Consider the following 25,325-nt stretch of genomic DNA (forward strand, 5'->3'; position numbering starts at 1 on the left):
CGCGGGGGCGGGACAGGGCGCAGGCCCGCCCGCCCCAGCGACGGCGCCCGACAGGGCGTCAGCTCAGGGAGAGCCGGTACATGTTCCAGTCCCGCTGCGTGTCCGGAGCGATCAGCCGCTCCTCCAGCTCCATGCCGAGCCGCCGGGTGACCGCTATGGAGCGCTCGTTCTCCGCGTCGACCATCGCGATCACGGAGGTGAGCCCGCTCTCCCGAAGGACCTCCAGCGTCCGCAGCGCCGCGGCGGTGACGTAGCCGCGGCCCCAGTGGGCGCGGCCCATCCGCCAGGCGACCTCGATCGTCTCCCGGTCCGGCCCCCACTCCTGCCCCCACGGCTGCGCGCCCACGAAGCCGACGACCTGGTCGTCCTCGTCGAGCACGGACCACAGGCAGAAGCCGTACTGCTCGGCGTAGCCCCGCTGCCGGGCGGTGATCCTCTCGTAGGCGGCCGGCGAGGCGGACTTCCCGCCGAAGAACTCCATCACCTCCGGGTCGTCGAAGAGACCGTGCCAGGCCACGGCGTCCTCCTCGGTGGGGACGCGGAGTTTCACGACGGGAAGAGATCGAGTCACGGAAGGTCCTCAGGGGCCGGAATTGATCGGTCGGTGCATCCTGCCAACGCGACCCCCGTCACGGCACCCCTGTTTCCGCGCCGTTCCCCGTCGTTCCCCGTGGTCAGGACGCCGGGCGGCCCTCAGCCCTCCGATCGGCTCTCAGGTCAGGGCCAGCCGGTACATGTGACCCTCCCGCGAGCCGTCCGGGACGACGAACCGCTGCTCCAGTTCCATGCCGAGCCGCCGGGTGACCGCGACGGACCGCTCGTTCTCCGCGAGGACCATCGCGACCACCGACTCGACGCCGGACTCCCGCAGCCGGTCCAGCGTCTGCAGCGCGGCGGCGGTGACGTAGCCGTGGCCCCAGTGGGCGCGGCCCATCCGCCAGCCGATCTCGATCTCGCCGACCGCCGGACCCCAGGCGTGCGGCCACGGCTGGGCGCCGGCGAACCCCACCACCTCGTCGTCCTCGGTGAGCACCGACCAGAAGCAGAAACCGAGTTCGGCGTCGTTCCGGCGCTGGCGGGCGGTGCTCTCGTGGTACGCGGACAGCTCACGGGGGCCGCCGAGGAACCGCATCACCTCCGCGTCGCCGAACAGGGTGTGCCACGTCCAGGCGTCCTCCTCGGTCGGCACGCGGAGTCTCACCACAGGCAGCGTTCGGTTCACGGGACGTCCTTCGGCCGGAGACGGGTGGTCGCTGCATACACTGCCCATGTCGCACCCCGTCGGCACCTTCGATCCCGGGGAGATTCCGCAGTGCCCGAGCCGCTCCCTGACGCCACCCAGGCCCAGGCCCCCGAGGACGAGGCCGTCCCGCTGCCCGGCACCGAGGCCTTCCCGGAGACCGCCGACGTGATCGTGGTCGGCGCCGGCCCGGCGGGCTCCACCGCCGCGTACCACCTGGCCCGTGCCGGACTCGACGTCCTGCTGCTGGAGAAGACCGCGTTCCCGCGCGAGAAGGTGTGCGGCGACGGCCTCACCCCGCGCGCCGTGAAGGAACTGGTCGCGATGGGGATCGACATCTCCCCGGAGGCCGGCTGGCTGCGCAACAAGGGGCTGCGGGTGATCTCCGGCGGGATGCGGATGGAGCTGGACTGGCCCCAGCTGGCGACCTTCCCCGACCACGGCCTGGTCCGGCGGCGGGACGACTTCGACGAACGGCTGGCCCACCAGGCGCGGAAGGCCGGCGCCCGCCTGGTCGAGCGCTGCAACGTCACCGGGCCCGTCCTGGACGACCGCACCGGCCGGATCACCGGCGTGCACACCAGGCTGGGCGAGGACAAGGCTCCGGTGACCTTCCGCGCCCCGCTGGTGGTGGCCGCCGACGGCAACTCCAGCCGTCTCTCCCTCGCGATGGGTCTGCACCGGCGGGACGACCGCCCGATGGGCGTCGCGGTGCGCACCTACTTCACCAGCCCGCGCCACGACGACGACTACCTGGAGTCCTGGCTGGAGGTGCGGGACCGTCCGGAGCCGGACGGCCGCCTGCTCCCCGGTTACGCCTGGGTCTTCGGCATGGGCGACGGCACCTGCAACGTCGGCCTGGGCGTTCTGGACGCCTCGCTGCCGTACCGGGACCCGGACTGGCGCGGCGTGCTGAACCGCTGGTGCGCCTCGCTGCCCGAGGAGTGGGGCTTCACCCCGGAGAACATGACCGGCCCGGTGCGCGGCGCGGCGCTGCCGATGGGGTTCAACCGGCAGCCGCACTACACCGCCGGGCTGCTGCTGACCGGCGACGCGGCGGGCGCCGTCAACCCGTTCAACGGCGAGGGCATCGCCTATGCGATGGAATCCGGGCGGATCGCCGCCGAGGTGGTCGTCCAGGCCCGCGCCCGGCGCGGGGCCGAGGGCCGGGAGGCGGCGCTGCGGCACTACCCGCAGGTCCTGAAGGCCGCCCACGGCGGCTACTACACGCTGGGCCGCGCCTTCGTGAAGCTGATCGGCCGGCCCGCGGTGATGAAGCTGGCCGCCGAACGGGGCCTCTCCCACCCGCAGCTGATGCGGATCGCCTTCCGGCTGGTCAACAACCTCACCGACCCCACCGGCGGCGACGCCGTCGACCGGGTCCTCAACGCCCTCGCGCGGATCACGCCCCGCTCCTGACCGCGCGCGGCGGAAGCGGGCCGGGCGCGGGTCGACGCGGGGCTGACGCGGGCCGGACGCGCGGCAGCCGCAAGCCGGCGGAGAACAAGGGGAATTGACCGCTTCGTGACCGTGCTCCCGGCAACGCGGTGCGGGCGCGGGACGTCCTACGCCGTGGGGCGCCGCCCGGCGTCCCACGGCGACAGGGGGCAGCACATGAGGTCACGGACGAGACGGACGCGACGCCCGCTGGGGGCGTCCGCGGCGCGCCTGCGCGAGAAGGCCTGGGGAGCCTTGGCGGTCGCGGCGCTGCTGCTCGGCGGCACGACGGCGAACGCCGGGGCGGCCACCGCCGGCGCGGAGGAGCCGCTGCCGGTCTCCGTCGGCTTCTCGCCGGAGCGGATGGACGTGCGGGCGGGCGAGTTCCACGAACTGTTCCCGTACCTGGAGGTGCCGGGTCCCGAGCCGGAGCCGGACCCGGAGACGGGCGCGGTGCCCCCGGTGCACGACGGTCCGTACACCCTCACCTTCGACGCGACGGGCCTGGACGGCGTCGCCTCGGTGGACCTGCCGTGCGGGGACGGCCCGGTCACCACGTGCTCGTACGACCGCATGTACTGGCCGGACTTCCCGGTCGCCGTCCTGTCGCTGCTGATCGACCCGGACGCCGCCGCCGGCGTCACCGGCGTGCTCACGGTGACCGGCCAGGGCGAGGGGCTGGCCTTCACCTCCCGGCCGCTGACCGTCAGGGTTCTCGCGCCGGAGCCCCAGGAGCCCGCCTACCAGGAGCGGGTCCTGTCCGCGCCGCCCGGGTTCCGGGCCGGCGACGTGTTCCCCGCGCCGCTGGGGTTCCGCAACGAGGGCGCGGACGGCCGGGGCGCGATCCTGCGGGTCACCGGCACCCGCGGTCTCTCCTTCGCCCGGGCCCACGACAACTGCTGGTACGCGGAGGACACCGACGGGCCGCCGGCCGGGCAGGGCGTCGAGGCCGTCTGCGTGCTGCCGGGCGTCTTCGAGGCGGGCGCCCCCTACGAGCTCACCGAGCCCTTCGCGGTCATCGCCCGCGCCTTCGCCCTGCACGACACCCTCGCCTACACGGTGGTCGAGGGAGGCGCGGCGCGGGCCGAGGAGATGACGGCGGGCGGGGAGTACCGGCAGGGCACGGGCGCCCCGCTGACCGTGCGCCGTGCGGCCACCGCGCCGGCCGCGGGGTACGCGGACGACGTCGCGCTGGTCCTGCCGGACAGCGGCGTCCTCGCACTGGCGGCGACCGGCGACTCGGCGCGCGGCGGCATCGGCCGCACGGTGACCGTGGAGGCGGGGCTGAGGAACGCGGGGCCCGCCTGGTACTCGGGCGCGGGCGGCGGCGAGGAGCTGGCGCTGGTGTTCCACGCGCCCGAGGGCTCCACCGTGACCGGCGTCCCCGACTCCTGCGCGCCCGTCGGGGACGGCGTCTTCCGGTGCGTGCCCGGCGCGCTCGCCGAGAACAGCCGTCGGACGTTCCCGTTCCGGCTGCGGATCGACAGGATGGTCCACGACGCGACCGGAGCCGTCACCCTCACGGGCGACCTGTCGCACGACGCGCACCCCGCCGACGACATCGCCGCGGTGGTGCTGAACGCCGTGGGCCGCCCCTGAGCGGGCGGCCGCCCCGGACACGGCGAAGGGCCGCAGCCCCCGAGGCTGCGGCCCTTCGTCATGTCGGGTACGTCAGAGGACGCGGACCGCGCCGGACGGCGGGTCGTAGTCGAGGGACGCCTGGATGACACCGGTGCCGGAGTTCTGCGCGCCGACGAACTGGCCGCCGCCCACGTAGATGCCCACGTGGTACGCGCTGCCCGCGCCACCCCAGTAGAGGATGTCGCCCGGCTGCAGGTTGCTCAGCGAGACCTGGGTACCGGCCACGGACTGGTCCTGGGAGACGCGCGGCAGGCTGACGCCGACCTGCTTGTAGGCGGCCTGGACGAGGCCGGAGCAGTCCCAGGCGTTGGGGCCGGTGGCGCCGGAGACGTAGGCGTCGCCGATCTGCGCCTTGACGAAGGCGACCACCGAGGCGGCGGAGCCCGTGGCGGCGGTGCTGGAGTTGGAGCCGGAGGTGCTCGCGGCCGTGGTGGTGAGGGTGTCGCGGGAGGAGTCGCGGGAGGCGCGCTCGGCGGCCTCGCGGGCGGCGGCCTCCTCGGCCTTCTTCTTGGCCGCGGCCTCGGCCTTGGCCTTCTCGAGGTTGCGGTCGGCCAGTTCGGCGGCGCGCTCGGCGGCGGCGTCGCGCTCGGCCTGGAGCTCGTAGGAGGCGGCGGCGGAGGCGGTGGCCTCCGCGGAGAGGGCGACCTCGGTCGACAGGTCGGCCGTGAGCGTGGGCAGTTCCAGCGTCTGCGTCACGGACTCGGCCGCAGTCGCCGTACCCGAGGCGCCGGCCACGGCCAGGGTGCTGAGAACGCCACCGGCGACCCCTGCGCGCACTGCGATCTTCGAGGCGCTGCGGCGGGGCTTCCGGTGGCTGCGTATGTGAGCGGTCTGGGACATGTGCACCAGACCTACCAGGGGTTCACGCTCCCTTCAACAATCGTGCCGTCCGCCACATTTGGCGTCCCCCGTCCCCTAAGATGCGCGCACGGAAAGGATATTGGGCCCCAAAGGTGCGAATCGGGCGCGGCGTTACGAGGCTGTGAGCACCGGCTTCCGTCGTTACGCCCGATTTGCCCTCGCTTACCATCCGTGCACGACTTCGCCAACTCGGGACCCCGCGAACGGTTCCCGGATGTGGCGGAGGTCACGGACAGGTCACTGCCGTGATCTTCTCGTGTCGCTCGTGAACGCGCGCACACGCTCCCGGCCGGCCCGGAGCCCTCTCCGCGCCCCGGCTCCGCCCCTTCGAGGGAAGCGGGCGCTTATATCAATGATCAACATCCACCGCGAATTTGCATGCACGGTAAGTCTCTTGATATGGAGACGCGCGCTCTGGCCTGCGTGGATGAGTCAACTTGTCACTTCGTGTGATCAGTTGTGTGCGTGCAGCGTCAAGATCCAAGCTCACCGCGGCCGTTGGCGGCCGTCCAGGTGGCAGAGATCACAAAGCCCGTCTCGTATCGCGTGTCGCAGATCACAGACCACCAGGCATAGGATGCGGAGCAGCCGGGCTTGTGACCTGCTTCACATGTTCTCGATCTTCGTGGACGCGGTGAGGCGGTCGACGGGCCCGGTGTGCAATCGCCAGCAGTCCAGTGCCGACTGAGAGGAGCGAGGAGCGGTGAACGCGTATGCGCCCATCCTCGTACTGGGAGCCCTCGGGGCAGGCTTTGCGATCTTCTCCGTGGTCATGGCCACGCTTATCGGTCCAAAGCGCTACAACCGAGCAAAGCTCGAGGCGTACGAGTGCGGTATCGAGCCGACCCCTCAACCGGCCGGCGGTGGGCGATTCCCCATCAAGTACTACCTGACGGCGATGCTCTTCATCATCTTCGACATCGAGATCGTCTTCCTCTACCCGTGGGCGGTCACCTTCGACGCCCTGGGGATCTTCGGGCTCGTCGAGATGCTGCTCTTCGTGCTCACCGTCTTCGTCGCGTACGCCTACGTGTGGCGGCGCGGCGGCCTGGAATGGGACTGAGAGCCCCCTAGGGGCCTGAGGGGCTGAGAGACATGGGACTCGAGGAAAAGCTGCCGAGCGGATTCCTGCTGACCACCGTCGAGCAGGCGGCGGGCTGGGTGCGCAAGTCATCCATGTTCCCCGCCACGTTCGGCCTGGCGTGCTGCGCCATCGAGATGATGACGACGGGCGCCGGCCGGTACGACCTGGCGAGGTTCGGCATGGAGGTCTTCCGCGGATCGCCGCGGCAGGCCGACCTGATGATCGTGGCCGGGCGGGTGAGCCAGAAGATGGCCCCCGTCCTGCGCCAGGTCTACGACCAGATGCCCAACCCCAAGTGGGTGATCTCCATGGGGGTCTGCGCCTCGTCGGGCGGCATGTTCAACAACTACGCGATCGTGCAGGGCGTCGACCACATCGTGCCGGTCGACATCTACCTCCCCGGCTGCCCGCCGCGGCCGGAGATGCTGATGGACGCGATTCTCAAGCTCCACGAGAAGGTCCGCACCTCCAAGCTCGGCGTGAACGCCGAGGAGGCGGCCCGGGAGGCGGAGGAGGCGGCGCTGAAGGCCCTGCCGACCATCGAGATGAAGGGCCTCCTTCGATGAGCGACGCCAAAGAACCCGAAAGGCGCCACGAGCCCAACCCGGAGAAGGAGCTCTCCGCCTCGAACCTCCCCGGACAGCGGGGGGACCACGGCGAGGAGATCCGCGTCCAGCGCGGCATGTTCGGCGCGAACAACGGCGGCGACACCTCCGGCTACGGCGGCCTGGTCCGCCCGGTGCGGCTCCCCGGCCCGTCCTCCCGGCCTTACGGCGGCTGGTTCGACGAGGTGGCCGACGAGCTGGAGGGCGCCTTGGAGGAGCAGGGGCTCCTTCCCGAGAACGCGATCGGGCGCACCGTCGTCGACCGCGGCGAGCTCACCTTCCACGTCGAGCGCGAGCACCTGCTCCGCGTCGCCCGCACGCTGCGCGACGACCCGGCGCTGCGGTTCGAGCTGTGCACCGGCGTCAGCGGCGTGCACTACCCGAACGACAAGGGCCGCGAGCTGCACGCCGTGTACCACCTGCGGTCGATCACCCACAACCGGCTGATCCGGCTGGAGGTCAGCGCGCCCGACGCCGACCCGAGGGTCCCCTCGCTGGTGTCGGTGTACCCGACCAACGACTGGCACGAGCGCGAGACGTACGACTTCTTCGGCATCGTCTTCGACGGCCACCCGGCCCTCACGCGGATCATGATGCCGGACGACTGGCAGGGCCATCCGCAGCGCAAGGACTACTCCCTCGGCGGCATCCCCGTCGAGTACAAGGGCGCCCAGATCCCGGCTCCGGACCAGCGGAGGTCGTACTCATGAGCACGCAGTCGGCAACAGCCCGCGAGACCACCGAGGGCAAGGTCTACACGGTCACCGGAGGCGACTGGGACGAGGTCGTCGAGGCGGCCGCCAAGGCCGACGACGAGCGCATCGTCGTCAACATGGGTCCCCAGCACCCGTCCACGCACGGCGTGCTGCGCCTGATCCTGGAGATCGAGGGCGAGACGGTCACCGAGGCCCGCTGCGGCATCGGCTACCTGCACACCGGCATCGAGAAGAACCTCGAGTACCGGACGTGGACGCAGGGGACCACCTTCGTCACCCGCATGGACTACCTGACCTCCTTCTTCAACGAGACGGCCTACTGCCTCGGGGTGGAGAAGCTCCTCGGCATCGAGGACCAGGTACCCGACCGGGCGACGCTCATCCGCGTCCTGCTGATGGAGCTCAACCGGCTTTCCTCGCACCTGGTGTGCATCGCCACCGGCGGCATGGAGCTCGGCTCCACCACGATCATGATCTACGGCTTCCGGGACCGCGAGATCATCCTGGACCTGTACGAGCTGATCACCGGCCTGCGGATGAACCACGCGTACATCCGGCCGGGCGGCCTGGCCCAGGACCTCCCGCCGGGCGCCGTGGACCAGATCCGCGAGGCGATCAAGAAGCTGAGGAAGAACCTCCCGGAGTACGACAAGCTCGCCACCGGGAACCCCATCTTCAAGGCCCGCATGGAGGACGTCGGCTACCTGGACCTGGCCGGCTGCATGGCGCTCGGCGCCACCGGCCCGATCCTGCGCTCCACCGGCCTGCCGCACGACCTGCGCAAGACGCAGCCCTACTGCGGCTACGAGACCTACGACTTCGAGGTCCCGACCGCCGACACCTGCGACTCCTACGGCCGCTTCCTGATCCGGCTGGAGGAGATGCGCCAGTCGCTGCACATCGTCGAGCAGTGCCTGGACCGGCTGAAGCCGGGACCGGTGATGGTCGCCGACAAGAAGATCGCCTGGCCCGCCCAGCTGGCGCTCGGCCCGGACGGTCTCGGCAACTCCCTCGACCACATCCGGAAGATCATGGGCACCTCCATGGAGGCCCTGATCCACCACTTCAAGCTGGTCACCGAGGGCTTCCGGGTCCCGCCCGGCCAGGCCTACACGGCGGTTGAGTCGCCCAAGGGCGAGCTGGGCGTGCACGTCGTCTCCGACGGCGGCACCCGCCCCTACCGGGTCCACTTCCGCGACCCGTCCTTCACCAACCTGCAGGCCATGGCGGCGATGTGCGAGGGCGGCCAGGTCGCCGACGTCATCGTCGCCGTCGCGTCCATCGACCCCGTGATGGGAGGCGTCGACCGGTGACCACCACACCTGAGCAGGGCACACCCTCCCGGAGCGTCGGCCTGGGAATGCCCGAACTGCCCGCGCCGGACTTCCCGGCGGACGTGCGGACCCGGCTGGAGACCGACGCGCGCGAGATCATCGCCCGCTACCCGGACTCCCGCTCCGCGCTGCTGCCGATGCTGCACCTGATGCAGTCGGAGGAAGGGCACGTCACCCGCACCGGCATGAGGTTCTGCGCCGAGATGCTGGACCTCACCACCGCCGAGGTCACCGCCGTCGCCACCTTCTACACGATGTACCGGCGCCGGCCGAGCGGCGACTACCAGGTGGGCGTGTGCACCAACACGCTCTGCGCGGTGATGGGCGGCGACGCCATCTTCGAGGACCTCCAGGAGCACCTGGGCGTCGGCAACAACGGCACCACCGCCGACGGCAAGGTCACCCTGGAGCACATCGAGTGCAACGCGGCCTGCGACTTCGCCCCGGTGGTGATGGTCAACTGGGAGTTCTTCGACAACATGACGCCGGCCACCGCCCGGCAGCTGGTCGACGACCTCATCGAGGGCCGCCCGGTCTCCCCGACCCGCGGCGCGCCGCTGTGCACCTTCAAGGAGACGGCGCGCATCCTGGCCGGCTTCCCCGACGAGCGCCCCGGCGCCGTCGAGGCGGGCGGCAGTGCCGGCCCCGCCTCGCTGCTCGGGCTCCGCCTCGCCAAGGGCCAGCCGCTCGGCGCCCGCGTCGTCCACCCGCGCGACGCCGCCGCGCGCGACGCCGACCGCCCGGACGCCTCCTCGCGCGAGGCCGCACCGGGCGACGGGCCGCGCACCGGGCCCCCGCCCGCGTCGCACCCCAGCTCGCACGACGCGCCGAGCACCACCTCGGCGTCCGACCCGGCCCACCCGGCAGGACCCGTGCCCGGCTCGGCCGGGTCCGCCGAAGAAGAGGAGGGGGAGTGATGAGTGTGGCGACCGGAGAGCTCAACGAGACGAGCCCGGACAAGCTGCTCGCTCCCGTGCTGTCGGCGTTCTGGGACGAGGACCGTTCCTGGACCCTGGACGTCTACCGCCGGCACGACGGCTACGAGGGACTGCGCAAGGCGCTGACCATGAGCCCCGACGAGGTGATCGCCTACGTCAAGGACTCCGGCCTGCGCGGCCGAGGCGGCGCCGGCTTCCCCACCGGGATGAAGTGGCAGTTCATCCCGCAGGGCGACGGCAAGCCGCACTACCTCGTCGTCAACGCCGACGAGTCGGAGCCGGGCACCTGCAAGGACATTCCCCTTCTTTACGCGAACCCGCATTCCCTCATCGAGGGAATGATCATCGCCTGCTACGCCATCCGCTCCTCGCACGCCTTCATCTACCTGCGCGGCGAGGTCGTCCCCGTGCTGCGGCGGCTGCACTCCGCCGTGCGCGAGGCCTACGCGGCCGGCTACCTCGGCGAGAACGTCCTGGGCAGCGGCATCGACCTGGACATCACCGTGCACGCGGGCGCGGGCGCGTACATCTGCGGCGAGGAGACGGCGCTGCTCGACTCGCTGGAGGGCCGCCGCGGCCAGCCGAGGCTGCGCCCGCCCTTCCCGGCGGTCGCCGGCCTCTACGCCTGCCCCACCGTGGTCAACAACGTGGAGTCCATCGCCTCGGTGCCCGCGATCATGCACCACGGCAAGGAGTGGTTCCGCTCCATGGGCAGCGAGAAGTCCCCGGGCTTCACGCTGTACTCGCTCAGCGGCCACGTCGCCAACCCCGGCCAGTTCGAGGCCCCGCTCGGCATCACGCTGCGCCAGCTGCTCGACATGAGCGGCGGCATGCGGCCCGGCCACCGCCTCAAGTTCTGGACGCCCGGCGGCTCCTCCACCCCGATGTTCACCGACGAGCACCTCGACGTCCCGCTGGACTACGAGGGCGTCGGCGCGGCCGGCTCCATGCTCGGCACCAAGGCCCTGCAGTGCTTCGACGAGACCACCTGCGTGGTCCGCGCGGTCACCCGCTGGACCGAGTTCTACGCGCACGAGTCCTGCGGCAAGTGCACCCCCTGCCGCGAGGGCACCTACTGGCTCGTCCAGCTGCTGCGCGACATCGAGGCCGGCAAGGGCGAGATGGCCGACCTCGACAAGCTGAACGACATCGCCGACAACATCAACGGCAAGTCGTTCTGCGCCCTCGGCGACGGCGCCGCCTCGCCGATCTTCTCCTCCCTCACGTACTTCCGCGACGAGTACGAGGAGCACATCAGGGGTCGCGGCTGCCCCTTCGACCCGGCGAAGTCCACCGTCTGGGCGGACAAGCACACGGAGGTGAACGCATGACCGCGCCGACCAGTGCTCCCTCCGGCGGCGGACCGGGAGCGGTGCCCCCGGAGGACCTCGTCTCCCTGACCATCGACGGCGCCGAGATCAGCGTGCCCAAGGGCACCCTGGTCATCCGGGCCGCCGAGCAGCTCGGCATCGAGATCCCCCGGTTCTGCGACCACCCGGCCCTCGACCCGGCCGGCGCCTGCCGCCAGTGCATCGTGGAGGTGGAGGGCCAGCGCAAGCCGATGGCCTCCTGCACCATCACCTGCACCGACGGCATGGTGGTGAAGACGCAGCTGTCCTCCCCGGTCGCCGAGAAGGCGCAGAAGGGGGTCATGGAGCTGCTGCTCATCAACCACCCCCTGGACTGCCCGGTCTGCGACAAGGGCGGCGAATGCCCGCTGCAGAACCAGGCGATGTCGCACGGCAACGCCGAGTCCCGCTTCGAGGGTCACAAGCGCACCTTCGAGAAGCCGGTCCCCATCTCCAGCCAGGTGCTGCTGGACCGAGAGCGCTGCGTGCTCTGCGCCCGCTGCACCCGCTTCTCGAACCAGATCGCCGGCGACCCGATGATCGAACTGCTCGAGCGCGGCGCGCTCCAGCAGGTCGGCACCGGTGTGGGCGACCCGTTCGAGTCGTACTTCTCCGGCAACACCATCCAGATCTGCCCGGTCGGCGCGCTGACCTCGGCCGCCTACCGGTTCCGGGCCCGCCCGTTCGACCTGATCTCCAGCCCTTCGGTCTGCGAGCACTGCGCGGGCGGCTGCGCCACCCGCACCGACCACCGGCGCGGCAAGGTGATGCGCCGGCTGGCAGCGGACGACCCGCAGGTCAACGAGGAGTGGATCTGCGACAAGGGCCGCTTCGCCTTCCGTTACGCCCAGCAGCGTGACCGTCTGGCGACGCCGCTGGTCCGCAACGCGGAGGGCGTGCTGGAGCCGGCGTCCTGGCCGGAGGCGCTGGAGGCCGCGGCCCGCGGTCTGAGCATCGCGCGCGGCCGGGCCGGTGTGCTGACCGGCGGACGGCTCACCGTCGAGGACGCCTACGCGTACGCCAAGTTCGCCCGGATCGCGCTGGACACCAACGACATCGACTTCCGGGCCCGGGCGCACAGCGACGAGGAGTCCGTCTTCCTCGCCTCCCGGGTGGCGGGGCGCGGTGTCGGTCTCGACGGCACCGGCCTCACGTACACGACGCTGGAGCAGGCGCCGGCCGTGCTGCTGGCCGGGTTCGAGGCGGAGGAGGAGGCGCCCGGCGTCTTCCTGCGGCTCCGCAAGGCCTGGCGCAAGCACGGCCAGAAGGTGTTCTCGCTGGCGAGCCACGCCACCCGGGGCCTGACCAAGGCGGGCGGCACGCTGCTGCCGGCCGCCCCCGGCACCGAGACGGCCTGGCTCGAGGCGCTGGCCGGCGGCACCGGACTGGAGGGCGACGCCCCGAAGGTGGCCGAGGCGCTGCGCGCCGAGGGCGCGGTGATCCTGGTCGGCGAGCGGCTCGCCGCGGTACCGGGCGGGCTGACCGCCGCGGTCCGGGTGGCCACCGCCACCGGCGCCCGCCTGGCGTGGATCCCGCGCCGGGCCGGCGAGCGCGGCGCGATCGAGGCGGGCGCGCTGCCCGGGCTGCTGCCCGGCGGCCGGCCCGCCCACGACCCGCAGGCCCGCCGCGAGGTGGCCGCCGCCTGGGGGACCGCCGCACTGCCCGAGCGTCCGGGGCGCGACACCGCCCGCATGCTCGACGCGGCGGCCGAGGGCGAGCTGGCGGCGCTGGTCGTCGCCGGCGTCGAGGTCGCCGACCTGCCCGACCCGGCCCTGGCCCGCAGGGCGCTCGCCGAGGTGGGCTTCCTGGTCTCGCTCGAACTACGGCCGAGCGAGGTCACCGAGCACGCCGACGTGGTGCTGCCGGTGGCCGCGGTCGCCGAGAAGGCCGGCGCCTTCGTCAACTGGGAAGGAAGGGTTCGCCCGTTCGAGGCAGCCCTGAAGCCCGACCAGTCGGCCACCCGCCACCACCCGGCGGACAGCCGGGTGCTGCACATGCTGGCCGACGCCATGGACCGTCACCTGGGCCTGCCCGACCTGCGCACCACGCGTGCGGAGATCGACCGGCTCGGCGTCTGGGAGGGGCAGCGCCCCGAGGGCCCGGCCGCCGTCCCCGCCGACCTGCCCCGCCCCGCCGCGGGCGAGGCGGTCCTCGCCGGACACCGGCTCCTGCTCGACCTGGGCGTCCTCCAGCAGGGCGACGACGCCCTGGCCGGCACCCGTCACGCGGCCACCGCGCGGCTCTCCGCCGCCACCGCCGCCGAGGCGGGCGTCAAGGACGGCGACCAGGTCGCCGTGACCGGCCCGGCCGGCAGCGTCGCGCTGCCGCTGACGGTGACCGCGATGCCCGACCGGGTGGTGTGGCTGCCGCTCAACTCCACCGGGGGCGGCGTCGCCTCCGACACCGGGGCGCTGCCCGGCGCCCTGGTCCGCGTCGGCCCGGCGACCCTCGCCGCCGAGGCCCCCGGTACCGCCGAGGAGGCCGAAGCGTGAACCCGAACCTGACGCGTCTGGCCGCGGAAGACCTCTCGATGTTCGGCCAGGACCCCTGGTGGCTGGTCGTCGTCAAGGCCGTCTTCTGCTTCGCGTTCCTGATGGTGACGGTGCTGTTCGCCATCGTCTGGGAGCGCAAGGTCGTCGCCTGGATGCAGCTGCGCATCGGCCCGAACCGGCACGGCCCCTGGGGACTCCTGCAGTCCCTGGCCGACGGCATGAAGCTGATGCTCAAGGAGGACGTGATCGTCCGCCGGGCCGACAAGGTGGTGTACGTCCTGGCGCCGATCGTCGCCGCGATCCCCGCCTTCATGGCCATCGCGGTGATCCCGTTCGGCCCGCCGGGCAACGAGGTCTCCATCTTCGGCCAGCGCACCACCATGCAGCTGACCGACCTGCCGATCGCGATGCTCTACATCCTCGCGGTCGCCTCGGTCGGCATCTACGGCATCGTGCTGGCCGGCTGGAGCTCCGGCTCCACCTACCCGCTCCTGGGCGGCCTGCGCTCCTGCGCCCAGATGATCTCCTACGAGATCGCCATGGGCGCGGCCTTCGCCTCGGTGTTCCTCTACTCCGGGTCCATGTCGACCTCGGAGATCGTCGCCCAGCAGGAGAACCGCTGGTTCATCGTGCTGCTGCCGGTCTCCTTCGTCCTCTACATCGTCACCATGGTCGGCGAGACCAACCGGGCGCCGTTCGACATGCCCGAGTCCGAGGGCGACCTGGTCGGCGGCTTCAACACCGAGTACTCGTCGATCAAGTTCGCGATGTTCATGCTCGCCGAGTACGTGAACATGGTGACGGTCTCGGCGGTCGCCACCACGCTCTTCCTGGGCGGCTGGCGGGCCCCGTACCCGATCAGCACCTTCTGGGAGGGCGCGAACCACGGCTGGTGGCCGATGCTCTGGTTCGTCGTCAAGGTCCAGCTGCTGTTGTTCTTCTTCATCTGGCTGCGCGGCTCGCTGCCCCGCGTCCGCTACGACCAGCTGATGAAGCTCGGCTGGAAGGTCCTCATCCCGGTCTCCGTGGTGTGGCTGATGGTGGTCGCCACCATGCGGGCGCTGCGCAACGAGGGCTACGGCTTCACCGACATCGCCCTCTACGTGGCCGGGGCGATCATCGCCCTGTTGCTGGTCTCGCTGGTCGTGGACATGTTGCGCGAGCGCCGCGGGTCGCCCCAGGGGGAGGAGGCCGCCGCCGAGCCGGCCGCGTTCGACCCGATGGCCGGCGGCTTCCCGGTGCCCCCGCTGCCGGGCCAGGAGCTGCCGCCGGTGCCCCGGCGCCGTTCGCGCTCCGAGCGTGAGCTCGTGGTCAGCGGCGGCCCGGACACCCACGGCGACGGACCCCGTGACGGATCTCTGCAGGGAAAGGAGGCGTCCGATGGCTGACGAACACAACGCCCCGGCCCGGAAGGCCGCGGCGGACAAGGGCCTGGCACAGAAGGCCGCGGCACAGCAGAGCGCGGCCGACACCAAGCCGGGGTTCATGAACCCGGTGGCCGGTTTCGGCGTGACCTTCAAGGCCATGTTCAAGAAGCGGCTGACCGAGCAGTACCCGGAGCAGAAGAAGACCACCGCTCCGCGGTTCCACGGACGGCATCAGCTCAACCGCCATCCGGACGGCCTGGAGAAGTGCGTCGGCTGCGAGCTGTGCGCGTGGGCCTGTCCCGCCGACGCGATCTACGTCGAGGGCGCGGACAACACGGACGAGGAGCGCTACTCGCCCGGCGAGCGGTACGGCCGCGTCTACCAGATCAACTACGCGCGCTGCATCCTCTGCGGTCTGTGCATCGAGGCCTGCCCCACCCGGGCGCTGACGATGACCAACGAGTTCGAGCTCGCCGACCTGACCCGGCAGAACCTGATCTACACCAAGGAGCAGCTGCTGGCCGGGCTGGAGGAGGGCATGGTCGACTCGCCCCACTCGATCTTCCCGGGCACCGACGAGCAGGACTACTACCGGGGTCTGGTCACCGAGGCCGCCCCCGGCACCGTCCGGCAGGTGGCGGTCTCCCAGGGCGAGAGCCCCGAAGAGGCCACGCAGGACGCCGGCACGCAGCCCACCGCCCAGCAGGAGGTGGGGGCGTGAACACCGTCGCCGCGTACACCACCTCCACCGGCGAGGCCGTGCAGTTCTGGATCCTCGGCACGGTCGCGGTGCTCGGCGCCCTGGGCACGGTCTTCCTGAAGAGGGCGGTGCACAGCGCGCTCAGCCTGGCCGGCACGATGATCGTGCTCGCCGTGTTCTACCTGGCCAACGGCGCGTACTTCTTGGGCATCGTGCAGATCGTCGTCTACACCGGCGCGATCATGATGCTCTTCCTGTTCGTGGTCATGCTGGTCGGCGTCACGGCGGCGGACTCGCTGAAGGAGACCATCCGGGGCCAGCGCTGGCTCGCCCTGCTCTGCGGTCTCGGCTTCGGCGTCCTGCTGATCGGCGGGATCGGCAACGCGACGCTCACCGAGTTCGAGGGCCTGGCCGCCGCCAACTCCGGCGGCAACATCCAGGGCCTGGCCGCCCTGCTGTTCGGCAAGTACGTCTTCGCCTTCGAGATCACCGGCGCGCTGCTGATCACGGCGGCGGTCGGCGCGATGGTGCTCACCCACCGGGAGCGCACCGAGCGGGCCAAGACCCAGAGGGAGATGGCCGAGGAGCGCATCCGCAAGGCCGAGTACATCCCGCCGCTGCCCGCCCCCGGCGTCTACGCCCGGCACAACGCGGTGGACGTCGCGGGCCTGCTGCCCGACGGCACCCCGTCCGATCTCACCGTCAGCGCCACGCTGCGCGAGCGCGGCCAGATCCGTGACGTCTCCAGCCAGGCCATCGCGGACCTGCGGGCGCTGGAGCAGCGCTCCAACGAGCGCCTCGAGCGCGACCCCCTGGAGTCCCGGCCGCGCCGCGGCGGGTCCACGGAGCTGACGCGGGCGGAGGAGGCCCAGCAGTGAATCCGGTCAACTACCTCTATCTCGCGGCTCTGCTCTTCACCATCGGAGCCACCGGAGTGCTGGTGCGGCGGAACGCCATCGTGGTGTTCATGTGCATCGAGCTGATGCTCAACGCCTGCAACCTCTCCCTGATCGCTTTCTCCCGCATGCACGGCAACCTCGACGGCCAGATCATCGCGTTCTTCACGATGGTCGTCGCCGCCGCGGAGGTCGTGGTCGGGCTCGCGATCATCGTGTCGCTCTTCCGTACCCGCCACTCGGCCTCGGTCGACGACGCCGCACTGATGAAGCTGTAAGGGGTCGCTGACGTGGAGAACATGATCGCGCTGCTGATCGCGGCGCCTCTGCTCGGAGCGGCCGTCCTGCTGTGCGGCGGCCGGAGGCTGGACAAGGTCGGCCACTGGATCGGCACCGTCCTGGCCGCCGTCTCCTTCGTCCTCGGCGCCGTCCTCTTCGCCGGCCTGCTGGGCCGGGGCGCGGAGGACCGCACCCTGGTCCAGCACCTGTACAGCTGGATCCCGGTCGAGGGTTTCCAGGCGGACGTGGCGTTCCGGCTGGACCAGCTGTCCATCACCTTCGTCCTGCTGATCACCGGCGTCGGCTCGCTCATCCACGTGTACTCGATCGGGTACATGGAGCACGACGAGCGCCGCCGCCGGTTCTTCGGCTACCTCAACCTGTTCCTCGCGGCGATGCTGATCCTGGTCCTCGCCGACAACTACCTGCTGCTGTACGTCGGCTGGGAGGGCGTGGGTCTCGCGTCCTACCTGCTGATCGGCTTCTGGCAGCACAAGCCCAGCGCGGCCACCGCCGCCAAGAAGGCCTTCCTGGTCAACCGGGTCGGCGACATGGGCCTGTCCATCGCGATCATGCTGATGTTCACCACCTTCGGCACCTTCGCGTTCACCCCGGTGCTCGACTCCGTCGGGACCGCGACATCAGGCGCTGCCGCGCCGGGGGGCGAGGGCACGCTCACGGCGATCGCGCTGATGCTGCTGCTGGCCGCCTGCGGCAAGTCCGCCCAGGTGCCGCTGCAGTCCTGGCTGGGCGACGCGATGGAGGGCCCGACCCCGGTCTCGGCCCTCATCCACGCGGCGACCATGGTGACCGCGGGCGTCTACCTGATCGTCCGCTCCGGCGCGATCTTCAACGCGGCGCCGGACGCGCAGCTGGTGGTCACCATCGTCGGCGCGGTCACGCTGCTGTTCGGTGCGATCGTCGGTTGCGCGAAGGACGACATCAAGAAGGCGCTGGCCGGCTCGACGATGTCGCAGATCGGCTACATGGTGCTGGCCGCGGGCCTCGGCCCGATCGGCTACGCGTTCGCCATCATGCACCTGGTGACGCACGGCTTCTTCAAGGCCGGGCTCTTCCTCGGCGCGGGCTCCGTGATGCACGGCATGAACGACGAGGTCGACATGCGCAAGTACGGCGGCCTGCGGAAGTACATGCCGGTCACCTTCGTGACCTTCGGCCTCGGCTACCTGGCGATCATCGGCTTCCCGGGCCTGTCCGGGTTCTTCTCCAAGGACCTGATCATCGAGGCGGCCTTCGCCAAGGGCGGCGTCCAGGGATGGATCCTGGGCGGGGTGGCCCTGCTGGGCGCCGGGATCACCGCGTTCTACATGACGCGCGTGATGCTGATGACCTTCTTCGGCGAGGAGCGGTGGCGTAACCAGCCGGCCGAGTCCCAGGACGCTCGTGACGTGGAGCCGAAGGCGACACAGGGAGAGGAGCCGGCCGCGGGACACGGCGGGGTGCCGCACCCGCACGAGTCGCCGAAGGTGATGACCGTCCCGATGATCGTGCTGGCCTTCGGCTCGGTCTTCGCCGGCGCCTTCTTCGGCATCGGCGAGCGGTTCGTGCACTGGCTGGAGCCGGTCACCTCCTTCGCGCACGGGCACCCGCCGGTCGAGGCGTGGGTCGTCACCGTCGCCACCGTCACCGTGATGGTGCTCGGCGTCGGCCTGGCCTGGCTGCAGTACGGCCGGCGTCCGGTCCCGGTGGTCGCCCCGCGCGGCTCGCTGCTCACCCGGGCGGCCCGCCGCGACCTGCTCCAGGACGACTTCAACCACGTGGTCCTGGTCCGCGGCGGCGAGCACCTCACCCGCTCCCTGGTCTACGTCGACCACACCCTGGTCGACGGGGTGATCAACGGCACCGCGGCCGGGGTGGGCGGGCTCTCCTCCCGGATGCGCAGGCTGCAGAACGGCTTCGCGCGCTCCTACGCGGTCTCGATGTTCGGCGGTACGGCGGTCCTGGTCGCCGCGACCCTGCTGATGAGGGCGGTCTGACATGAGCTTTCCCCTGCTGACGGCGACCGCGGTGCTGCCCGCCCTCGGGGCGGTCGCCACCGCCGCCGTCCCCGCCGCGCGGCGCGAGGCCGCCAAGTGGCTGGCGCTGCTCGTCTCGCTGGGCACGCTGGCCCTGGCCGTGGTGGTCGCGGTGCGCTTCGACCCGGGCGGCGCGCGCTTCCAGCTGACCGAGAGCTACGACTGGATCCCGGCCTTCGGGGTCCGCTACGAGCTCGGCGTGGACGGCATCGGAGTGGCGCTCACGCTGCTGACCGCGGTGCTGATCCCGTTCATCGTCCTGGCCGGCTGGCACGACGCCGACCCTCTGGAGACACAGACCAAGCGCTGGCGGCCCACCCAGGGCTTCTTCGCGCTGATCCTGATGGTCGAGGCGATGGTGATCCTCTCCTTCGAGGCCACCGACGTCTTCCTCTTCTACATCTTCTTCGAAGCCATGCTGATCCCGATGTACTTCCTCATCGGCGGCTTCGGGGACCGCGCCCACCAGGGGGGCGAGGAGGCGGCCGCCACCCAGCGGTCGTACGCGGCGGTCAAGTTCCTGCTCTACAACCTGGCCGGCGGTCTGATCATGCTGGCCGCGGTGATCGGGCTGTACGTGGCCGCGGGCAGCTTCTCGCTGCCGGACATCCTGGCCGCCCGTGCCGACGGCGAGCTGACGATGGGGACGAACACCGAGCGGCTGCTGTTCCTCGGCTTCTTCCTCGCCTTCGCCGTCAAGGCCCCGCTGTGGCCGCTGCACACCTGGCTGCCCAACGCCATGGGCGAGGCCACCGCCCCGGTCGCGGTGCTGATCACGGCCGTGGTCGACAAGGTCGGCACCTTCGCGATGCTCCGCTTCTGCCTCGGGCTCTTCCCCGAGGCCAGCAAGTGGGCCACCCCGGTGGTGCTGGTGCTGGCGCTGATCAGCATCGTCTACGGGGCGCTGCTGGCGGTCGGCCAGCGGGACATCAAGAGGCTGGTGGCGTACGCCTCCATCTCGCACTTCGGCTTCATCATCCTGGGCGTCTTCGTGATGACCAGCCAGGGCCAGTCCGGCGCGACGCTGTACATGGTCAACCACGGGATCTCGACGGCGGCGCTGATGCTGGTGGCCGGCTTCCTGATCTCCCGCCGCGGCTCGCGCCTGATCGCCGACTACGGCGGCGTGCAGAAGGTGGCCCCGGTGCTGGCCGGCACCTTCCTGATCGGCGGCCTGGCCACCCTGTCGCTGCCCGGACTCGCCCCGTTCGTCAGCGAGTTCCTGGTGCTGGTGGGCGCCTTCGCCCGCTACCCGGTGGTCGGCGTCATCGCGACCTTCGGCATCGTGCTGGCCGCGCTGTACACGCTGGTGCTCTACCAGCGGACCATGACCGGGCCGGTCAGGCCCGAGGTCGCCAAGCTGCCCGACCTGCGGGTGCGTGAACTCGCGGTCGCGGCCCCGCTGATCGCCCTGCTGATCTTCCTGGGCGTCTACCCGCAGCCCCTCACGGACCTCGTCAACCCGGCGGTCCGGCACACCATGTCCGACGTGCAGCAGCACGACCCCGAGCCCGAGGTGGAGGCGGCCAAGTGAGCGCATCAGCCGTCCACGGCCTGTGGACAGACCTGGCCGCCCCCGCGGACGGGTCGATCGCCAAGATTCCGGCCCCGACGATCGAGTACGCGCAGCTGTCGCCGGTGCTGATCGTCATCGGCGCGGCGGTACTGGGCATCCTGGTGGAGGCCTTCGTGCCGCGCCGGGTCCGCTACTACGCGCAGTTCTTCCTCTCCGCCGTCGCGCTCGCCTCGGGCTTCGCCGCCGTGGTGGCGCTCGCGGTCGGCGGGTACGCGACCACCCGGGCGGGCATCGCCGCCGAGGGCGCGATCGCGGTGGACGGGCCCGCGCTGTTCCTGCAGGGCGTGATCATGCTGGTCGGCCTGGTCGCGATGTTCACCTTCGCCGAGCGCCGGCTCGACCCCCGGGCGCACGGCAACCACGTGGACTCCTTCGCCGCGCAGGCGGCGTCGGTGCCCGGCAGCGAGAGCGAGAAGGCGGCCGTGAAGGCCGGCTTCACCACCACCGAGGTGTTCCCGCTGCTCCTCTTCGCGGTCGGCGGCATGCTGGTCTTCCCGGCCGCCAACGACCTGCTGACCCTGTTCATCGCGCTGGAGGTCTTCTCCCTCCCGCTGTACCTGCTCTGCGCGCTGGCCCGCCGCAAGCGGCTGCTGTCGCAGGAGGCCGCGGTCAAGTACTTCCTGCTGGGCGCCTTCGCCTCCGCGTTCACCCTCTTCGGCATCGCGCTGCTCTACGGCTACTCCGGCTCGGTCGCCTACGGCCGGATCGCCCAGGTCGTCGAGGGCACGGTCGGCGAGGTCAGCCCGGCGCTGGCCGGCACCATGGGCAACGACGTGCTGCTGCTCCTGGGCGCCGCGCTGGTGACGATGGGTCTGCTCTTCAAGGTGGGCGCGGTGCCGTTCCACATGTGGACCCCGGACGTCTACCAGGGCGCTCCTACCCCGGTGACCGGCTTCATGGCGGCGGCGACCAAGGTGGCGGCCTTCGGCGCGCTGCTGCGGCTGCTGTACGTGGTGCTTCCGGGGCTGCGCTGGGACTGGCGGCCGGTGATGTGGGGCGTGGCCGCGGTCACCATGGTGATCGGCGCGATCGTCGCCATCACGCAGACCGACATCAAGCGGCTGCTGGCCTACTCCTCCATCGCGCACGCCGGGTTCATCCTGGCCGGTGTGATCGCGGCGAAGCCGGAGGGCATCTCCTCGGTCCTCTTCTACCTGGCCGCGTACTCCTTCGTCACCGTCGGCGCCTTCGCCGTGGTGACGCTGGTGCGCGACGCGGGCGGCGAGGCCACCCACCTGTCCAAGTGGGCCGGTCTCGGACGGCGTTCGCCGCTGGTGGCGGCGGTGTTCGCGGTCTTCCTGCTGGCCTTCGCGGGCATTCCGCTGACCTCCGGGTTCGCGGGGAAGTTCGCCGTCTTCAAGGCGGCGGCGGAGGGCGGCGCGGCCCCGCTGGTGGTGGTCGGCGTGCTGTCCTCGGCGGTCGCGGCGTTCTTCTACATCCGGGTGATCGTGCTGATGTTCTTCAGCGAGCCCAAGCCGGACGGGCCGACGGTCGCGGTGGCGTCGCCGCTGACGACCGCGGCGATCGCGGTCGGCGCGGCGGTCACCGTCGTGCTGGGCGTGGCGCCGCAGTACTTCCTGGACCTGGCGAGCCAGGCGGGGATCTTCGTCCGCTGAGCGCCGGGCGTCCCGACGACGGACGCCCGGCGCCGGGCGTCCCATCGACGCCGAAGGCCCGGTTCCCTCGGGGGGAGCCGGGCCTTCGGCGTGCGGTACGGGGGCGTGGCGAGGAGGTCAGCCCGCGCGGTGCACCACGGCGTCGCAGAGGTGCATGAGGGCCGTCCTGGACTCGCACTCCGGCAGCGGGGCCAGCGCGGCACGGGCCTCCTGCGCGTAGCGGACGGTGTCCGCCCGGGCGTCCTCCAGCGCGGGGTGCTCCCGCAGCCGGGCGACCGCCTCGGCCAGGCGCGCCTCGTCCGACAGGTCGGAGTCCAGCAGCTCGCACAGGGCGACGTCCTCGGGCAGCCCCAGCCGCTCCACCCGCTCGCGCAGCCGCAGCACCGGCAGCGTGGGGATGCCCTCACGCAGGTCGGTGCCGGGGGTCTTGCCGGAGTCGGAGGAGTCGGAGGCGACGTCCAGGACGTCGTCGGCCAGCTGGAAGGCCACGCCCAGCCGCTCGCCGTACTGCGTGAGCACGTCCACGACCTGGTGGTCGGCGCCGGACATCATCGCGCCGAAGCGGCAGGCGACGGCGACCAGCGAGCCGGTCTTGCCGGCCAGCACGTCGAGGTAGTGGTCGATGGGGGAGCGCCCGGCGGACGGGCCGGCGGTCTCCAGGATCTGGCCGGTGACCAGGCGCTCGAACGCCTCGGCCTGCACCCGCACCGCCTCCGGGCCGAGGTCGGCCAGGATGTGCGAGGCGCGGGCGAAGAGGAAGTCGCCGGTGAGGACCGCCACCGAGTTGTCCCAGCGGCTGTTGGCGCTGGGCACGCCGCGGCGCACCTCGGCCTCGTCCATCACGTCGTCGTGGTACAGCGTGGCGAGATGCGTGAGCTCGACGACGACGGCCGAGGGAACGATCCCCGGCGCGTCCGGGTCGCCGAACTGCGCGGCGAGCATGACGAGCAGCGGACGGAACCGCTTGCCGCCCGCCTTCACGAGGTGCTGAGCGGCCTCGGTGATGAACGGGACCTCGCTCTTGGTGGCTTCGAGCAGACCTTCCTCGACGGCCGCCATACCTGCCTGGACGGCGGTCTCCAGCGCCTGGTCCCGAACCCTCAGCCCGAACGGCCCGACCACGCTCACGAGGGGTCTCCTGTCTGCTGGTGTGTGCTGACGATCACACGGCTTGTCGATAGGTCATTGCCATCACCCCACTCAGCGTATCCGGTCGGGTTTGGATCACCGACAGCCCCCACCCGCCAGATGGCCGGAGACACCCTGTCCGTTTGAGGGGATATTGCCGGATTGGCGACCTCTTCACTCGTTTTGTATGATCATCGGTCGATCCGTGACATGGGCCACAGGGGCGCGGGGTGGACGGACGGGGTCCAATGGCCCGAAGTCACCCACGGGCGGGGCGGGTTGAGGAGCGGGCCCGGATGCGGGCCGATGGACGAATCGCCCTCAAACATGATCAACCAGCATGATCCACGAAGATCGTACTTGTTTCGGATATCCGCTCTCGCATACGTTTCGCGCCAGCCGGGCGGAACGCCGAATCCTGCCGCCGCCCGCACTCCACAGACCCATTCCACGCACGGCAGGAGCGGGGGACCCAGGTACACCGCCGGACCGGAGCGCGCGCGAGCGCGCCTCCGGGACGGCTAGGGGTGAAGCCTGCCGCCCCATCGGGCGGCGGGCCGGGCAGCCTTTCTGGCCCGAATCCGACAGCTCACCTCGCAGGCGCCGGAGAGGAAGAACGCATGTCCCGTCTCACCCGTACCGCGTCGGCCCTCGCCGTCGCCGCGGCCGTCGTCGTCGCGCCGATCGTGGGCGCCACCGGCGCCTGGGCCGCCGAGACCCCCACCGCGCAGACCGCGGTCACCGTCGCCCCGGGCAACAAGGTCATCCACCTGGCCGCCACCACGGACAGCCTCGACGGCTGGATCCGCGAGGCCCTCGCCGTCATGGCGAAGCACGGCATCCCGGGCACCTACGACGGCATCCACCGCAACGTGATGCGCGAGTCCTCGGGCAACCCGCTCGCCATCAACGACTGGGACATCAACGCGATCAACGGCATCCCCTCCAAGGGCCTGCTCCAGGTGATCGACCCCACCTTCGACGCCTACCACGTCGAGGGGACCGACACCTCGCCGTTCGACCCGGTCGCCAACATCGTCGCGGCGTGCAACTACGCCGCCGACCGCTACGGCTCGATCGACAACGTCAACAGCGCCTACTGATCCCCCGCTCCCTCAGGGGAACAACCGCTCGAGGACGACGGCCACGCCGTCGTCCTCGTTCGTCGTGGTGACCTCGTCGGCGACCGCCTTCAGCTCCGGGTGCGCGTTGGCCATGGCCACCCCGTGGGCCGCCCAGCGGAACATCGGGACGTCGTTCGGCATGTCGCCGAAGGCGACGGCGTCCTCCGGGCCCAGGCCGAGGCGCGACGCGGCCATGGCCAGCCCGGTGGCCTTGGTGACCCCGTGCGGCTGCAGCTCCACGGTCCCGGGGCCGGACATCGTCGCCGTGGCCAGCGAGCCGACCGCCGAGGCCGCCACCGCGGTCAGCTCGTCGTCGGTGAGCTCCGGGTGGGACAGCAGCACCTTGGTGATCGGCCGCTCCCACAGGTCGCTCCGGCGGCCTACCCGCTCCGCGGGGAGCGTGGGCCGCGCCATCCGGTAGCCCGGCTCGATCAGCGTGAGCCCCTGGACGCCGTCCTGGTCGACGGCCGCGTACACCTGGCCCACCTCGGCCTCGATCTTGCCGAGCGCCGTCTCCGCCAGCTCCCGGTCCAGGGTCATCGACCACACCAGCCGGTCCCGGTCCGCGTCGTAGAGCTGCGCGCCCTGGCCGCACACCGCGAAACCGCCGCCGATGCCGGCGAGCAGGTCGCGTACCCGGGGCGCGGGCCGGCCCGTCACCACCAGGTGCCGAGCGCCGGAGCGGGCCGCCGACCCCAGCGCCGCACGGGTGCGGGGGGAGACGGTGTCGTCGTCGCGCAGGAGCGTGCCGTCCAGGTCCGTGGCGATCAGGGCGTACGCGGGGAGCGTGCGGGAGGGGGGCGCATAGGCGGCGGGTGCGGGCATGATCAGAGAATACGGACCTCCTGGAGCGCCCCCGTGACGGGTTGACACGTCAACGGGATATGTGCAATAGGGCGTTGCCCT

General features: G+C 71.4%; 22 protein-coding genes and 1 riboswitch. Of the genes, 17 read left to right on the forward strand and 5 right to left on the reverse strand.

Annotated features, from left to right (window positions below; translation table 11 throughout):
- Positions 1-58 precede the first annotated feature (58 nt).
- Both ACFRAV_RS11450 and ACFRAV_RS11455 read right to left on the reverse strand, forming a co-directional pair.
- Positions 59-571: a GNAT family N-acetyltransferase gene (locus ACFRAV_RS11450; RefSeq protein ID WP_382553906.1), complete on the reverse strand. Its 513-nt coding sequence runs from the start codon at positions 569-571 to the stop codon at positions 59-61.
- Between the two features lie 141 nt (positions 572-712).
- Positions 713-1,222 (reverse strand): GNAT family N-acetyltransferase, encoded by a 510-nt coding sequence (locus ACFRAV_RS11455; RefSeq protein WP_382553908.1) that lies wholly within the window; start codon positions 1,220-1,222, stop codon positions 713-715.
- A 150-nt stretch (positions 1,223-1,372) separates the two neighbouring features.
- Between ACFRAV_RS11455 and ACFRAV_RS11460 the strand changes: the two genes are divergently transcribed.
- Positions 1,373-2,659 carry a geranylgeranyl reductase family protein gene (locus ACFRAV_RS11460; protein WP_382554042.1) on the forward strand — a complete coding sequence of 429 codons (1,287 nt, stop codon included), beginning with the start codon at positions 1,373-1,375 and terminating at the stop codon, positions 2,657-2,659.
- A 195-nt stretch (positions 2,660-2,854) separates the two neighbouring features.
- Positions 2,855-4,276, forward strand: coding sequence for a hypothetical protein (locus tag ACFRAV_RS11465; RefSeq protein ID WP_382553911.1), 1,422 nt, complete (start codon positions 2,855-2,857; stop codon positions 4,274-4,276).
- Positions 4,277-4,348: 72 nt separating this feature from the next.
- Here the strand turns inward: ACFRAV_RS11465 and ACFRAV_RS11470 are convergent, their stop codons facing one another.
- Entirely contained in the window at positions 4,349-5,158 is an 810-nt protein-coding gene (locus ACFRAV_RS11470) for a C40 family peptidase (protein WP_382553912.1), read from the reverse strand.
- Positions 5,159-5,882: 724 nt separating this feature from the next.
- Between ACFRAV_RS11470 and ACFRAV_RS11475 the strand changes: the two genes are divergently transcribed.
- The 14 genes from ACFRAV_RS11475 to nuoN are packed head-to-tail and all read left to right on the forward strand — an operon-like array spanning position 5,883 to position 22,167.
- Positions 5,883-6,242, forward strand: a complete 360-nt coding sequence (locus ACFRAV_RS11475; RefSeq protein WP_108954882.1) for an NADH-quinone oxidoreductase subunit A — start codon at positions 5,883-5,885, stop codon at positions 6,240-6,242.
- Positions 6,243-6,274: 32 nt separating this feature from the next.
- Positions 6,275-6,829, forward strand: a complete 555-nt coding sequence (locus ACFRAV_RS11480; protein WP_108954881.1) for an NADH-quinone oxidoreductase subunit B family protein — start codon at positions 6,275-6,277, stop codon at positions 6,827-6,829.
- A complete protein-coding gene (locus ACFRAV_RS11485; protein ID WP_382553915.1) occupies positions 6,826-7,578 on the forward strand; it encodes an NADH-quinone oxidoreductase subunit C in 753 nt (250 codons plus the stop codon). Before ACFRAV_RS11480 ends, ACFRAV_RS11485 begins: the two co-directional genes overlap by 4 nt.
- Positions 7,575-8,897: an NADH-quinone oxidoreductase subunit D gene (locus ACFRAV_RS11490; protein ID WP_382553916.1), complete on the forward strand. Its 1,323-nt coding sequence runs from the start codon at positions 7,575-7,577 to the stop codon at positions 8,895-8,897. Before ACFRAV_RS11485 ends, ACFRAV_RS11490 begins: the two co-directional genes overlap by 4 nt.
- Positions 8,898-8,944: 47 nt before the next feature.
- Entirely contained in the window at positions 8,945-9,835 is an 891-nt protein-coding gene (gene nuoE, locus ACFRAV_RS11495; RefSeq protein ID WP_382554045.1) for an NADH-quinone oxidoreductase subunit NuoE, read from the forward strand.
- Positions 9,835-11,187, forward strand: a complete 1,353-nt coding sequence (gene nuoF / locus ACFRAV_RS11500) for an NADH-quinone oxidoreductase subunit NuoF (protein ID WP_382553919.1) — start codon at positions 9,835-9,837, stop codon at positions 11,185-11,187. Before nuoE ends, nuoF begins: the two co-directional genes overlap by 1 nt.
- Positions 11,184-13,697 carry an NADH-quinone oxidoreductase subunit G gene (locus tag ACFRAV_RS11505; RefSeq protein ID WP_382553922.1) on the forward strand — a complete coding sequence of 838 codons (2,514 nt, stop codon included), beginning with the start codon at positions 11,184-11,186 and terminating at the stop codon, positions 13,695-13,697. The genes nuoF and ACFRAV_RS11505 overlap by 4 nt, the downstream gene beginning before the upstream one ends.
- A gap of 38 nt (positions 13,698-13,735) precedes the next feature.
- The gene (gene nuoH, locus ACFRAV_RS11510; protein ID WP_382554047.1) at positions 13,736-15,085 is read left to right on the forward strand and encodes an NADH-quinone oxidoreductase subunit NuoH; all 1,350 of its coding nucleotides are present in this window, start codon (positions 13,736-13,738) and stop codon (positions 15,083-15,085) included.
- Complete coding sequence (nuoI, locus tag ACFRAV_RS11515) at positions 15,078-15,785, forward strand: NADH-quinone oxidoreductase subunit NuoI (RefSeq protein WP_382553924.1); 708 nt, start codon at positions 15,078-15,080, stop codon at positions 15,783-15,785. Before nuoH ends, nuoI begins: the two co-directional genes overlap by 8 nt.
- Complete coding sequence (locus ACFRAV_RS11520) at positions 15,782-16,642, forward strand: NADH-quinone oxidoreductase subunit J (protein WP_382553926.1); 861 nt, start codon at positions 15,782-15,784, stop codon at positions 16,640-16,642. Before nuoI ends, ACFRAV_RS11520 begins: the two co-directional genes overlap by 4 nt.
- A complete protein-coding gene (nuoK, locus tag ACFRAV_RS11525; RefSeq protein ID WP_351110813.1) occupies positions 16,639-16,938 on the forward strand; it encodes an NADH-quinone oxidoreductase subunit NuoK in 300 nt (99 codons plus the stop codon). The genes ACFRAV_RS11520 and nuoK overlap by 4 nt, the downstream gene beginning before the upstream one ends.
- Before the next feature lie 12 nt (positions 16,939-16,950).
- Positions 16,951-18,936, forward strand: a complete 1,986-nt coding sequence (gene nuoL, locus ACFRAV_RS11530) for an NADH-quinone oxidoreductase subunit L (RefSeq protein WP_382553927.1) — start codon at positions 16,951-16,953, stop codon at positions 18,934-18,936.
- A gap of 1 nt (position 18,937) precedes the next feature.
- Entirely contained in the window at positions 18,938-20,509 is a 1,572-nt protein-coding gene (locus tag ACFRAV_RS11535; protein ID WP_382553930.1) for an NADH-quinone oxidoreductase subunit M, read from the forward strand.
- A complete protein-coding gene (nuoN, locus tag ACFRAV_RS11540) occupies positions 20,506-22,167 on the forward strand; it encodes an NADH-quinone oxidoreductase subunit NuoN (protein ID WP_382553933.1) in 1,662 nt (553 codons plus the stop codon). Before ACFRAV_RS11535 ends, nuoN begins: the two co-directional genes overlap by 4 nt.
- Before the next feature lie 117 nt (positions 22,168-22,284).
- Here the strand turns inward: nuoN and ACFRAV_RS11545 are convergent, their stop codons facing one another.
- A complete protein-coding gene (locus ACFRAV_RS11545; protein WP_382553935.1) occupies positions 22,285-23,295 on the reverse strand; it encodes a polyprenyl synthetase family protein in 1,011 nt (336 codons plus the stop codon).
- A gap of 430 nt (positions 23,296-23,725) precedes the next feature.
- A riboswitch (cyclic di-AMP (ydaO/yuaA leader) is annotated at positions 23,726-23,911 on the forward strand.
- A 4-nt stretch (positions 23,912-23,915) separates the two neighbouring features.
- On the opposite strand from ACFRAV_RS11545, the gene ACFRAV_RS11550 reads away from it, so the two are divergent.
- Positions 23,916-24,398: a transglycosylase SLT domain-containing protein gene (locus tag ACFRAV_RS11550; RefSeq protein WP_382553938.1), complete on the forward strand. Its 483-nt coding sequence runs from the start codon at positions 23,916-23,918 to the stop codon at positions 24,396-24,398.
- Positions 24,399-24,410: 12 nt separating this feature from the next.
- Here ACFRAV_RS11550 and ACFRAV_RS11555 read toward each other — a convergent pair whose 3' ends face one another.
- Positions 24,411-25,244, reverse strand: a complete 834-nt coding sequence (locus ACFRAV_RS11555; RefSeq protein ID WP_351110801.1) for an HAD family hydrolase — start codon at positions 25,242-25,244, stop codon at positions 24,411-24,413.
- Between the last annotated feature and the right edge of the window lie 81 nt (positions 25,245-25,325).

The organism is Streptomyces sp. NPDC056600 (assembly GCF_042792855.1).
GTDB lineage: Bacteria > Actinomycetota > Actinomycetes > Streptomycetales > Streptomycetaceae > Streptomyces.

Bases quoted from the DNA above. Each gene is read 5' to 3' on its own strand.
- ACFRAV_RS11470 (WP_382553912.1), bottom strand. From the start codon at position 5,158: ATGTCCCAGACCGCTCACATACGCAGCCACCGGAAGCCCCGCCGCAGC.
- ACFRAV_RS11535 (WP_382553930.1), top strand. From the start codon at position 18,938: ATGAGCTTTCCCCTGCTGACGGCGACCGCGGTGCTGCCCGCCCTCGGG.
- ACFRAV_RS11550 (WP_382553938.1), top strand. From the start codon at position 23,916: ATGTCCCGTCTCACCCGTACCGCGTCGGCCCTCGCCGTCGCCGCGGCC.
- nuoE (WP_382554045.1), top strand. From the start codon at position 8,945: ATGCCCGAACTGCCCGCGCCGGACTTCCCGGCGGACGTGCGGACCCGG.
- ACFRAV_RS11490 (WP_382553916.1), top strand. From the start codon at position 7,575: ATGAGCACGCAGTCGGCAACAGCCCGCGAGACCACCGAGGGCAAGGTC.
- nuoF (WP_382553919.1), top strand. From the start codon at position 9,835: ATGAGTGTGGCGACCGGAGAGCTCAACGAGACGAGCCCGGACAAGCTG.
- ACFRAV_RS11480 (WP_108954881.1), top strand. From the start codon at position 6,275: ATGGGACTCGAGGAAAAGCTGCCGAGCGGATTCCTGCTGACCACCGTC.
- ACFRAV_RS11485 (WP_382553915.1), top strand. From the start codon at position 6,826: ATGAGCGACGCCAAAGAACCCGAAAGGCGCCACGAGCCCAACCCGGAG.
- ACFRAV_RS11505 (WP_382553922.1), top strand. From the start codon at position 11,184: ATGACCGCGCCGACCAGTGCTCCCTCCGGCGGCGGACCGGGAGCGGTG.
- ACFRAV_RS11465 (WP_382553911.1), top strand. From the start codon at position 2,855: ATGAGGTCACGGACGAGACGGACGCGACGCCCGCTGGGGGCGTCCGCG.
- nuoH (WP_382554047.1), top strand. From the start codon at position 13,736: ATGTTCGGCCAGGACCCCTGGTGGCTGGTCGTCGTCAAGGCCGTCTTC.
- ACFRAV_RS11555 (WP_351110801.1), bottom strand. From the start codon at position 25,244: ATGCCCGCACCCGCCGCCTATGCGCCCCCCTCCCGCACGCTCCCCGCG.
- nuoI (WP_382553924.1), top strand. From the start codon at position 15,078: ATGGCTGACGAACACAACGCCCCGGCCCGGAAGGCCGCGGCGGACAAG.